Below are 12,348 nucleotides of genomic sequence, written 5' to 3'. Positions count from 1 at the left end.
GACTTGGCAATGTTCTAGCCGCCTCGAATCCCGCGTAACATCTCACCGACTTCTCGTCGCTTTTTATTCTCTTTTTCGTGATCGCCGCCAAAATCCATTGTACTTACTGTAAAGTAGATCTGATCTACATCATGCACGGTATAAGGATACGAAATGAAGTTAGGGTGGCTTGCACATGTAGCTGCATTAAGTCGAGCTGCTGCTATTTCTTGCTCAAAGCCGTGGTGACTATCCAATAGTTCCCTCATCTTGTAATGACCCATTTTGTGCCAACGCTTTAAAGTCGTAAAGAGTGGTTTGCTGTTGGAATGATTTCGGAAGTAGTAAGTGTATTTCATGGCTTTGTAATCGCGTTCTTTAATGCCGAGAATATGACACTCTTGCTTAATAGATTTACCCAAGTGGTGGTGATAGTAACCAACGTATTTATCTTTCCAGTAATAGTGGCCTTTGGCGTTGTGGCTGGTCAAATGACATGTTGTCTTATGGCTTGATACATTACCCGACATCACACCCGACATACATTGTGTCGTTGCCCATGCGGGCTTGGTAGAAGAGGCAAGAACAACCGGCGCGCCAATAGCTGCCTTCTTAATAAAGCGGCGGCGAGAGCTCTCGCTGGCTTTTTCCTGCGCATTCGAATTGAGCTTGTAGTCTTTTAACTTCAATTGATCAGACATTTCAATTATTCCCTAAACAATAAACCTGAATCACCAGCGATTATATTCTTGTTGAACGCGAGCAACTGTCATAAATGTTTACAGCTGTGATGCTAAAAGCTGTTTTATGTAAAGCTTAATGCAAAAACTAGACCTTGATGATTAGTCTTTATATAACAATGTGTTATGTACGCCTGTCGATAAATGGGACACTGATATGTAAATTTAATCAACAATTGCTATTACGTTAAATCTTGGTTGCAATTTGAGCAAGTGTTTTTAATTATATCGTTAAAACATCGTTAATGAGAAGTTGAATGAATGTAGCTGGTATAACTGGGTATGGCTTGGCTTTTTTCACCTACCTAGTCTTTTTATTGTTATTGGTGGTCATTCGCAAGAAGTCTTTTATCGCTCTACTCATTACCAGTAGTGTTTTGATAACCTGTATTGCTGCGGTGCTCGGCTTGGCACAAGCCTATGCGAGTGACTCTATTAAACCCGTGCTGATAGTCGAGAACATTAAACTACTGAGCTTAGCCGTACTTTTGGCGAGCGCACATGCGAGATTATCTTCTTTTACCGAATTATTTCGCCAGTCTTGGCTGATAAAATATTCGTTGCTGGCGGTGTCCGTTTCACTATTTTGCTGGTGGGGGGCTCACTATTTTGTAACAGGTAACAAATATCTGTTCTTTCTATTTTTAGTACTTAATTTAATTATAATTGTGCTCTTGGAGCAGCTTTATCGCAATGCTGAAACGAGAGATAAATGGGCGCTGTGGCCGCTCGTTATTGCTATCGGCACCATGAGTGTTGTGGATTTTGTTATCTTTGCTCAAGCGGCCATGCTAGAACAGCTCGACTTCGATTTTTGGTATGCGAGAGGTTATGTCATAGCGCTGGGTATGCCGTTCTTTTTAGTGAGTGCCAGACGCATCAAAAACTGGTCTGTCGATGTTTTTGTCTCGCGTGAAGTGGTGTTTTACAGCTCGATGTTGTTAATTGCCGGCGGGTACTTATTGGTATTGTCGTTTGCGGGCTATGCATTGCGTTTGTTTGGTGGTGAGTGGGGCGACGTGCTCAGTATTTCGTTTGCCGTGCTGGGGTTGGCTGTGCTCGCCGCACTGTTATTAACTGAAAAATTGCGAGGCGAAGTTAAGGTATTTATTACCAAGCATTTTTTTGCTAATAAATATGATTATCGCATTGAGTGGCTAAAGTCTATTGAGCAGATTGAAGCGAGTGAGAGCCAAGATTGTTACCAAACGGCGCTAAAAGTAATCTGCTCTTCCATTAACGCGCCGGGGGGCACACTGCTCAAGAAAATGCCTGATGGTAAATTCAAAGCAGCGAGTGCTATGAACATGGAAGTGATGATCGATCATCAAGCCGATCAAGTGTTCGCTGCGGTAGCTGAATTTTGCCGTGATACCGGTTGGATCATCGATGTGCAAGAGTACTTATTTGTTGAAGACAGTTACCCTGAACTGTCAATTGATTTAAGTGCTTTGCGCGAGGCAAATGTTGATTTAATTGTACCAATTGTGCACGAAAATGAGGTTTTCGGACTGTTTTTGTTGGCAAGGGGGAAAGAGCAAAACTTTCTCAACTGGGAAGACCGCGATTTATTGTTCGCCGTTACCAAACAGCTGAGTAATTACCTATCGCTCAATGAAGCCAATAGCGAGCTCGCGCAATCGAAGCAGTTCGAAGCATTCCACCGTATGTCTGCATTTTTAGTGCATGACTTAAAGAATGTGCAGGGGCAGCTGGCGTTAATCAATAGTAATGTCGCTAAGCATCGAGACAATCCCGCATTTATTGATGATGTCTTTGATACTGTGCTTTCTGCCACTGAGCGCTTAGACAAGGTTTTACTGCAATTGCGCAATAAGCAGCAGACGGAGCATAAAAATCAAAAAGTGATGTTGCCACTTTTAATCGAGACAGTGGTTGCACAAAGAAATGTAAATAAGCCTAGTGTTGAAATTGAAATTGATGGAGAATTAAACATCGAGGTAAATGAAGAGCTTAATCCCGTTCTTAACCATCTCGTGCAAAATGCACAAGAAGCGACACATCAAGACGGCTGGGTCAAAGTTACGGTCAGTCAAGCGAGTAACACGATCAAAATTGATGTGAGCGACAATGGTTGTGGAATGAGTGAATCTTTTATCAAACATCGTTTGTTTAAACCTTTTGATACGACCAAAGGCAATGCTGGTATGGGCATTGGGGTGTTTGAAGCCAAGCAATTTATAGAAGCTCAAGGAGGGACAATTTCGGTGGTAAGTGAAGAAAATAAAGGCAGTACGCTGACCTTGAATATACCTTGTTCTTGATCTCAAAAAAGCGAAATTTATTTATGGAAAAATTATTAATAGTTGATGACGATACAGGTATTCAAAAGCAGCTCAAGTGGAGCTTATCTGACTACGACGTTGTCTTCGCGGAAAATCGCGAGAAAGCGATAGCATCAGTTCGCCGATATGAGCCAAGTGTTGTAACCCTGGATTTGGGGTTACCACCGGATCCGGCTAATGCAACAGAAGGTTTGGCGGCACTGCAAGAAATACTGGCAATCGCACCTCATACCAAAGTGATTGTGATCACAGGTAACGACAATCACGAAGTGGCGTTGCAGGCCATCGCATTGGGCGCATACGACTTTTATCAAAAACCGATTGATTCGGATGTTATCAACGTGATTGTTTCTCGCGCCATGTCGCTTGCGCATTTGGAAAAAGAAAATCGTACCATGAAGCAGTTTGCCGGCGCGGAAACGGGTATTATCGGCAATAGCACATTAGTGGATCGCATGCGTGAGATGGTGCTGCGAGTTGCACCTACTGAAATATCGGTATTGCTACTAGGTGAAAGCGGAACAGGTAAAGAAGTCACAGCGAAAGCAGTGCACAACGTGAGCGATCGTGCTAAAAAACCGTTTATTGCCATCAACTGTGCGTCTATCCCTGAAACTTTGCTGGAAAGTGAGCTGTTTGGTTTTGAAAAAGGGGCATTTACCGGCGCGCACCGAACAACCAAAGGCAAGATTGAATGCGCTCAAGGTGGCACACTATTTCTCGATGAAATTGGTGATATGCCATTTAACTTACAAGCTAAATTACTGCGCTTTTTACAAGAGAAAGTGATTGAGCGCATCGGTGGCCGCCAAGAAATTCCAGTGGATGTACGAGTGGTTTGTGCAACCAATCAACATTTACAAGAAATGGTGGCCAACAAGGAATTTCGCGAAGACCTATTTTATCGCATCAGTGAAATAACCATTAACATTCCACCACTGCGTGATCGCGAAGAAGACGTCATCATCCTTGCGCAGTTTTTCCTGCAGCAATATGCCAAAGAATATAAACGCAATATTAAAGGGTTTGCTGAAGACGCAATTCAAGCACTCAAACAACATCGCTGGCCAGGCAATATTCGCGAATTACAGAACAAAGTGAAGTCGTCAGTGATTATGGCGGCAAGTAATCAAGTGTGTGCGATTGATTTAGGACTATTTGCCGATGACGATGGCGATTATGAATTGTCGTTAAACTTGCGCACGGTAAGAGAGCAGGCGGAAACGTTAGCGATTCAAAAAGCTTATGCGCTAACCGAAGGCAATATGTCAAAAGCGGCTGCATTACTGGGTATTACTCGCCCAACCTTATACAGTTTGATTGAAAAATACGGGCTTAACTTACATGCTTAGCGGTAGCAGTATAAACCCCAAGGAGAACTGGACGTTATGAACATCTATCCAGCCATCATGTGCGGCGGCAGTGGAACGCGATTATGGCCGCTTTCCCGTCGGTTACTACCGAAACAATTTATCGCGCTCGTCAACCAAACCAGCATGTTACAAGACACGTTGGCGCGTTTACCTCACGGTTGCCAACAACCGATTTTTATTTGTAACGAGGCGCATCGTTTCACTGTGGCTGAGCAAGTGAACAGTGTGCAACGCCAAGGTAACATATTATTGGAACCTCAAGGCAAGAATACTGCGCCAGCGGTTGCCCTAGCTGCATTGAAAGCGATCGCCGAAGATGAAGATGCACTGCTATTGGTGCTCGCTGCTGACCATGTGATAACCGATGACCAAGCCTTTCAAGAGGCGATTGAGCAGGCCAAAACCGCTGCGATAGCCGATAAACTAGTCACCTTTGGCATAGTGCCGACTAAACCCGAAACGGGCTATGGCTATATCAAACACGGGCCAATTAACCAAGGTGTTGCCCACGTGGCAGAGTTTGTTGAGAAACCGGATTTAGCAACCGCACAAGCATATTTAGCGACAAAGCAATACCTGTGGAATAGCGGAATGTTTATGTTTAAGGCGAGTCGCTATTTAGCCGAGCTTGAGCAATATCGACCTGATATTTATCAAGCCTGTCGTGCGGCTATGGATAATTGCTCAACCGATTTAGATTTTATTCGTCCAGACAAAGACGCTTTTGAACACTGCCCCGATGAATCAATAGATTACGCGGTGATGGAAAACACTCAACAAGCCGTTGTTGTGCCGTTAGATGCGGGGTGGAGTGATGTTGGCTCCTATAGCGCCCTGTGGGAGGTAAGTGAGCACGACCAAGATGGCAACGTTTGTAAAGGTGATGTGCTGACCCATCAAACCGTCAATAGCTACTTGCACAGTGAAAACAAGTTGATTGCGACCGTTGGCGTTGAAAACCTTGTGGTGATTGATACACCGGATGCCGTGTTAGTTGCCGAGAAATCTCAGGTACAAGAGGTCAAGCACATTGTTGCAACACTCAAGCGAGATGAGCGCTGTGAAGTTGATCATCACCGACAAGTTTACCGCCCTTGGGGCAGCTACGATTCCATTGATAACGGTTCGCGCTTTCAAGTAAAACGCATTGTGGTTAAGTCTGGCGCTAAATTATCGGTACAAATGCACCATCATCGCGCTGAGCACTGGATTGTGGTTTCTGGCACCGCGAAAGTGACGATTAACGATAAGACTTTTCTCATGACTGAAAACGAATCCACTTATATTCCAATTGGTGCTGTTCATGCTCTGGAAAACCCGGGTAAGTTACCGCTGGAAATGATCGAAGTGCAATCGGGGAGTTATTTAGGGGAAGACGACATTGTGCGCCTTGAAGATCGTTATGGTCGCGTTGAGGAGCAGGCTTAATGTCGGCACTCACTTGCTTTAAAGCGTACGACATTAGAGGCAAGCTTGGCGATGAGCTCAATGAAGACATTGCTTATCGTATTGGTCGAGCTTTTGCGCAACACCTTGGCGCGCAAACCGTCGTGGTTGGCGGTGATGTAAGGCTAACGACTGAATCGCTTAAATCGGCTCTCGCTGAGGGGCTAATGGATGGCGGCGCTGATGTGCTGGATCTCGGTCTTTGCGGTACCGAGCACATTTATTTCGCGACGTCGCACCTAGCGTGTGATGGCGGTATTTGCGTGACCGCTAGCCACAACCCGATTAATTACAATGGGATGAAATTAGTACGCAGCGGTAGTCGCCCAATCAGTGGCGATTCAGGCTTGTTTGATATTAAGGCGTTAGCTGAGGCAAATCGTTTTGAATCACCGTCCACACGAGGTCAAAAGCGTGTTGTTGATGTTCAACAAGACTTTATTGCGCATTTGGCAGGGTATGTCGATTTATCGCAAATAGCGCTATTAAAATTGGTGGTAAATGCAGGTAATGGTGCCGCAGGCCCCACGATAGATGCGATAGAGCACTTTTTTCAGCAGCATCAAGTGCCCATTGAGTTTATAAAAATTCACCATCAACCTGATGGCAATTTCCCTAATGGTATTCCCAACCCTTTACTACCCGAAAACCGCTCCGAAACACAGCGCGCTGTTATCGAGCATCAAGCGGACTTAGGCATTGCTTGGGATGGCGATTTTGACCGCTGCTTTTTCTTTGATGAGCATGGCGAGTTTATCGAAGGCTACTATATCGTTGGGTTACTCGCGGAAAACTTTCTTACCAAAAGTGAGCAGCAGCGCATTATCCATGATCCACGATTGACCTGGAACACTATTGATATTGTTAATGAAGCGGGCGGAACACCAATTTTGAGTAAAACTGGCCACGCCTTTATCAAAGAAAGAATGCGAGCCGAAGACGCCGTTTATGGCGGCGAGATGAGTGCTCATCACTATTTTCGTGACTTTTTTTACTGTGACAGCGGCATGATACCTTGGCTGCTAATTGCTGAGTTGGTCAGTATTAAAGGTCGCTCACTATCAACGCTGGTGCGCGAGCGCATCGCTAAATTTCCTGCTTCGGGCGAAATCAATAATCGCATTGAAGACGCTGATAAAGCGATTGCTCGGGTTCACGCGCATTACAAAACAGATGCGACCGCTATTAATACCACAGACGGTATTAGCATGGAGTTCTCACATTGGCGTTTTAACCTGCGGTGCAGCAATACAGAGCCCGTTGTGCGCCTAAATGTTGAATCTAAAGGTGATTTATCACTGATGAAGCAAAAAACGGATGAGGTGTTGGATTTATTGACCAAAGGTTAATGAATATATCAACAAGGAATTATACAATGGTGAACTATTTGCTTAATAAAGCTCAATCAAAGGAAATATAGATGAAAATTGGGATTATTGTTGGCACACGCCCAGAGATAATCAAAATGGCACCAGTAATTAGAGAGTGCCAAAAGCGTTCTATCCCCTACTTTATCATTCACTCTAACCAGCATTACTCAGAGGAAATGGACAGTATTTTCTTTGATGAGCTGGAATTACCTGCACCGCATTACAACTTGGGTGTGGGGTCTGGGCTGCACAGTAATCAAACGGGCAACATTTTAATTAAAATGGAGCCCATTCTGGTTGATGAGAAGCCGGATATTGTTTTAGTGCAAGGTGATACCAATACCGTATTGGCTGGTGCCTTGGCGGCGTCAAAGCTCAATATTAAAGTGGGGCATATTGAAGCGGGCTTGCGCAGCTATGATCGGATGATGCCAGAAGAGACCAATCGAATCTTAACCGACCACATGAGTGAGTTTTTGTTTGCGGTTGGGCCGAATCAAGAAAGTATTCTGGCGAAAGAAGGGATTGCCAAAGACAAAATTCATTCCGTCGGTAATACTGTTTCAGACTCGCTATTCCAGCACCTTGAAATTGCCGCAGATAAGAGTGATATCCTAGCATCGCTTGGCGTTGAGGCTAAAAACTACTTCCTTGTCACTGCTCACCGCGCATCGAACGTTGATATTCCTTCTCACTTGAAAGAGTTACTCGCGTTATTTGACCGATTACACGATAAATTTGAACAACCTATTGTGTGGCCTATTCACCCTCGCACTCAGGCCAAATTAACTGAGTTTGGAATTGAAATACCAAGTTACCTCAAATTAAGCCCGCCCATTGGCTACCTAGACTTTATTCAATTACAGCAAAACGCACAGCTTATTTTGACTGACTCGGGCGGTATCCAAGAAGAAGCCTGCTTACTGGGTGTCCCTTGTATCACGCTCCGTGAAAACACCGAGCGACCAGAGTCAATAGAAGTGGGTGCCAACGTGCTCGTCGGGCGAGATGCTGACAAAGCCCTGACGGCAGCTGAAAAATGGTTAAGTTCAGAAAATATCACATGGGAAAACCCATTTGGCGATGGCCATGTGGCAGAGCGTATTATTGATATTTGTTTGGCGAATGATAAACCTGCGGCTGAGGCTAATGATGCAATTGTCGCGAAAAACGAGTCGATCACCGTTGTTGGTATGGGCTACATGGGCTTACCTATCGCCTGTTTACTTGCCGATGCCGGCTATCAAGTGACAGGTGTTGATTTAAATGAGCAAAAAGTCGCAGACATCAACAATGCCAAGTGTCCATTTGATGAAGTTGGCATGCCTGAGCTGCTGAGCAAAGTTGTTGGTCAAGGCTTCTTAAAAGCCTCACAACAAGTTGTTAGCAGCGATACTTATTTAGTTGCAGTACCTACGCCTCACAAAGGTAATAGCTGTGATCGTTCCTATGTGTTTAGCGCTGTTGATGCGATTGCAAACGTTGCCAAAGATGGTCAAACCGTTATTGTCGAGTCTACGATTTCGCCGCAAACTAGCTTGGCAGTGGCCGATAAACTCAAAGCAGCGGGTTTATCGATTGATGTCGTTCATTGCCCTGAACGTGCAATTCCTGGGCAAACCTTGCATGAACTGGTCAATAATGATCGCATCATTGGCGCGACTAGCAAAACTGCGCAAGAAAAAGTGAAAAAAATCTACCAAAGTTTTGTGCAGGGCGAAGTTTTCTTAACGGATCTAACGACCGCTGAATGCGTAAAGCTGGTTGAAAACACTTCGCGCGATGTCGGTATCGCGTTCGCCAACGAGTTAGCCGAAATATGTAACGAGTTGGATGTCGATGTTTACGAGGTGATCAAACTTGCTAACCGTCATCCAAGGGTGAATGTATTAAGCCCAGGGCCTGGCGTTGGTGGTCACTGTATTCCGATTGATCCATGGTTTTTAGTTGAGGGCACTAAGTCTGGCGATCTTGTCCGTAAAGCCAGAGCAATTAATGATCAACGGCCACAAATTGTTGCTCAGCAAGCGATGGCGAAGCTGCAATCAGGGCAAAACAAAATAGGTATTTTAGGGGTCGCCTACAAGGCCGATGTTGATGATTGTCGAGAAACGCCAGCAGACCCTATCTTTACTCACTTTAAACAAGCTGGCCTTGAGGTTAAATATCACGATCCATTTGTCGAGCAATGGCAGTGTGAGCGCGTTGAAGAAATCGCTGACCTCGACGAATGGGCAGATGTACTGATCCTCGTCACTGACCATTCAGTTTACCAAGAGTTGGCAGTTAGCTCAGCTATACTCAACACTAGGTCGTAAGTTATGACAAAGCTCATCAGATGATGAGCTTTTTTGTATTGTAAAAAGTATACGGAAATAAATAATAATGAATAAACATACAATCATTGCTATTACGCTTGCCAGTTTGTTAGCGACTGGGTGTAGCGAAAAAGAGAGTGCTACACAATATCTACAAGAAGCTAAGCTGGCCGAGCAGAGCCAAAAGGACAGCAGTGCGGTTATCGCCCTAAAAAATGCGATAAAACTTGAGCCCAACAATGGCGAGGCTCGCTATCTTCTCGGACGACTTTACTTGTCTCAAGGCAATGCCGTAAACGCGAGTAAAGAGCTAGAAAGAGCCCAAAGAGCGAAATTTGATACCAATGCGGTGTTACCACTATTGGCGAGAAGCCACTATCTGACGGAAGATTTTGATTCCGCATTAGCGTTATCAGTCAATGCGCTTACTCAAGATGCATCGCTAAGCGTGCAATTTTATCAATTGTTGAGCAAAATTCGATTGGATGAAGTCGACAGCGCCATTGATATTCAGCGAACGATGCAAGCGGCTGATGCTGCGCATGGCTATACTGTTTTAGCTAATGCCTTTATGCACTATGAACAGCAGGACTTAGTCAAGGCAGAGCAAGCTGCGCAACAAACACTTTCGATCATTCCAGGCCAGCCAGAAGCAATACTACTCTTGGGCAATATTGCCGCCGCCAATGGCGACTACAGTCTGGCCAGCGAGAATTTTCTCAAGTATTTAGCACTGCAACCGCAGCAGCGCGTTGTTGAACTACTGGTGGCAAATGCCTTTTTAAAAGCTGAGCAATTTGAACAAGCTGAGCTTTATGCCGATCGCATACTCAAAGTATTACCTAACCAGCCTTTGGCGAACTTTGTCAAAGCTATGGTTCGCGCGCAGGAAAAAGACTATGAATTAGCTCATCGTCATGCGGAAATTGCGATTAATAACAACCTGAACCAAGCGAACCTGCGTTTAGTTGCCGGTGTCAGCTCGTTTTATCTAGGTAAGCATGAACAAGTCATGCTTTATATCAAACCGCTAATTAAATACCTTCCAGCAGATCACTTCGCGCGTAAGATGCTTGTTGCTAGCCAGTTGGAATTGGGAATTATTGAAGATGTGTCTGCGACACTTGGTACGATAGATCAAGATGAGACTCAAGGCGCTGATTTTTATTCAGCACTAAGCTTCAAATTGTTACAAGCGGGTGCTCAAGAAGAAGCAAGGGCGATCGTTGAAGCGGTTAATGTCGACGAAACTTCGCCTCAGCAGTTGTTGAAAGACGGCATGCTCAAGCTCATGCTTAACGACGAGCAAGCACTAAAGTCACTAGAGCAAGCCGTAGCGTTAGATCCTGAGTTAATAAAAGCGGAGCTGGCGATTGCCTATATGGCGCTTAGCGCAGGAGATTTTGCAAAGGCAGAAAGAATTGCCAATAAATGGCAACAAAGTTACCCAGATAAGCCCGATGGGCTTAATTTGTCTGCGGCTATCGCGCTCAAGCAAGGTAAACCTTTGGTTGGGAAAAAACTGTTAGAACAAGCCATGGCGGTTGAACCGAATGTTTACGCCTTATTACAACTCGCACAACTTGCCTTGAGAGAAAAGCAGCAAGAAAAAGCGGTTGAGCTATTACAACAGGCCAAAGCGATCTCGCCTGACAACATCCGCGTGATGCGTGCACTCCTGCAGTTAGATAAATCAGACGCTACGCTAAATGAAATCACCGCAAAGTTAAATCAAACGAGCGACAACACAAACCTTATCTTGGTTTACGCAGAGGCATTGTTCCGTCGAGGCCAGATTGAAGATGCGTTAACGCAACTTAATACCATTACACCCACGATACAAACACCTAAGTTTTTCTGGCAATTGAAAGTCGTAGGCTATCGCTATAGTGACAATAACAGTCTAGTTAAAACTACGTTGAACGAATGGCGCCGCGTAAACCCCTATCACTTGGAACCTTACGTTTATTTAGCAGAAGTTTATGCGTTGGAAAATGACTTTGATAGCGCGCTTCGCACCATTGACAGTGGCTTGAGAAAGCAACCAGAAAGCTTGCCTTTAAAGCTGATTAAAGCGGAGGTGTTAATTAATAGTCGTCGCATTCGCGAAGCAAAAGCATTACTTGCAGCGCTTGAACCAGAAATTGCCGAGCGGCCAATTCGCCATGGGTTATATGGACGTTTGGCGTTATTAGAGCAAGATTTTTCAGCAGCAGCAACGCATCTGAAAACCTTCTACCAAGCTCAGCCAACCGCCCGAAATGCCATGTTACTTGCAGGTGCCCACACGGGCTTAAAGCAAAACCCACAAGCTATTGCTATATTAAAAGCACACTTAGCCAATTATACCTATGATGGGCGCATCGGCTCTTTACTGGGTAATTTAATGCTTGAAGCGGGCGAGTCAGGCAGCGCGTTAAGTGTATATGAGCAAATGGCCAAGAAGGAGCCAACAAACATTATTGCGCTCAACAATACCGCTTGGCTTTACATGGAACAAGGGCAGCTTGATCAGGCACTAGATTACGCAGAAAAAGCAATTGCCATTGCCCCAGAAGTGGCCAGTGTTATTGATACTTACGGCAAAGTGTTGTTGAAGTCAGGGCAAACGCGCAAAGCGCTCGTGCAAGCGAAGAAAGCATATGAACTGTCGAGAGCTAAAGATGTCGATATTGCCATCAATTATGTCGAATCTTTAATTGCCAATAACCGCCTTAATAAAGCTCGAAAAATAATTGCAGCTATTGACGCAAAAAATATCACACAGAGAGAAAAAATAGCAGTACTCGAAAAACAAATTTCATCATAGAAGGACT

Annotated in this window: 7 protein-coding genes; 6 read left to right on the top strand and 1 reads right to left on the bottom strand. The window is 44.7% G+C overall.

The window, feature by feature from the left end:
* Nucleotides 1-14: 14 nt before the first annotated feature.
* Nucleotides 15-680: a hypothetical protein gene (locus DXX93_RS19720; protein ID WP_116009605.1), complete on the bottom strand. Its 666-nt coding sequence runs from the start codon at nt 678-680 to the stop codon at nt 15-17.
* 296 nt (nt 681-976) lie between these two features.
* On the opposite strand from DXX93_RS19720, the gene prsK reads away from it, so the two are divergent.
* The 6 genes from prsK to prsT all read left to right on the top strand — a co-directional run bounded on the left by prsK (nt 977) and on the right by prsT (nt 12,341).
* The gene (gene prsK / locus DXX93_RS19715) at nt 977-3,004 is read left to right on the top strand and encodes an XrtA/PEP-CTERM system histidine kinase PrsK (RefSeq protein ID WP_116009604.1); all 2,028 of its coding nucleotides are present in this window, start codon (nt 977-979) and stop codon (nt 3,002-3,004) included.
* 23 nt (nt 3,005-3,027) lie between these two features.
* Nucleotides 3,028-4,377: a PEP-CTERM-box response regulator transcription factor gene (prsR, locus tag DXX93_RS19710; protein ID WP_116009603.1), complete on the top strand. Its 1,350-nt coding sequence runs from the start codon at nt 3,028-3,030 to the stop codon at nt 4,375-4,377.
* Nucleotides 4,378-4,413: 36 nt separating this feature from the next.
* Nucleotides 4,414-5,826, top strand: coding sequence for a mannose-1-phosphate guanylyltransferase/mannose-6-phosphate isomerase (locus tag DXX93_RS19705; RefSeq protein WP_116009602.1), 1,413 nt, complete (start codon nt 4,414-4,416; stop codon nt 5,824-5,826).
* Nucleotides 5,826-7,193, top strand: coding sequence for a phosphomannomutase CpsG (locus DXX93_RS19700; protein ID WP_116009601.1), 1,368 nt, complete (start codon nt 5,826-5,828; stop codon nt 7,191-7,193). Before DXX93_RS19705 ends, DXX93_RS19700 begins: the two co-directional genes overlap by 1 nt.
* 71 nt (nt 7,194-7,264) lie before the next feature.
* Nucleotides 7,265-9,532, top strand: coding sequence for a non-hydrolyzing UDP-N-acetylglucosamine 2-epimerase (gene wecB / locus DXX93_RS19695; RefSeq protein ID WP_116009600.1), 2,268 nt, complete (start codon nt 7,265-7,267; stop codon nt 9,530-9,532).
* 67 nt (nt 9,533-9,599) lie between these two features.
* Nucleotides 9,600-12,341 carry an XrtA/PEP-CTERM system TPR-repeat protein PrsT gene (prsT, locus tag DXX93_RS19690; RefSeq protein ID WP_116009599.1) on the top strand — a complete coding sequence of 914 codons (2,742 nt, stop codon included), beginning with the start codon at nt 9,600-9,602 and terminating at the stop codon, nt 12,339-12,341.
* Nucleotides 12,342-12,348 lie beyond the last annotated feature (7 nt).

It is taken from the genome of Thalassotalea euphylliae, from assembly GCF_003390335.1.
Classification (GTDB): domain Bacteria; phylum Pseudomonadota; class Gammaproteobacteria; order Enterobacterales; family Alteromonadaceae; genus Thalassotalea_F; species Thalassotalea_F euphylliae_B.
The sequence above is the reverse complement of the archived record's forward strand: the minus strand, read 5'-3'. Positions and strand labels throughout refer to the sequence as shown.

Coding starts and splice junctions, on each gene's coding strand:
- prsK (WP_116009604.1), top strand. CDS start 977: ATGAATGTAGCTGGTATAACTGGGTATGGCTTGGCTTTTTTCACCTAC.
- DXX93_RS19720 (WP_116009605.1), bottom strand. CDS start 680: ATGTCTGATCAATTGAAGTTAAAAGACTACAAGCTCAATTCGAATGCG.
- wecB (WP_116009600.1), top strand. CDS start 7,265: ATGAAAATTGGGATTATTGTTGGCACACGCCCAGAGATAATCAAAATG.
- prsT (WP_116009599.1), top strand. CDS start 9,600: ATGAATAAACATACAATCATTGCTATTACGCTTGCCAGTTTGTTAGCG.
- DXX93_RS19700 (WP_116009601.1), top strand. CDS start 5,826: ATGTCGGCACTCACTTGCTTTAAAGCGTACGACATTAGAGGCAAGCTT.
- prsR (WP_116009603.1), top strand. CDS start 3,028: ATGGAAAAATTATTAATAGTTGATGACGATACAGGTATTCAAAAGCAG.
- DXX93_RS19705 (WP_116009602.1), top strand. CDS start 4,414: ATGAACATCTATCCAGCCATCATGTGCGGCGGCAGTGGAACGCGATTA.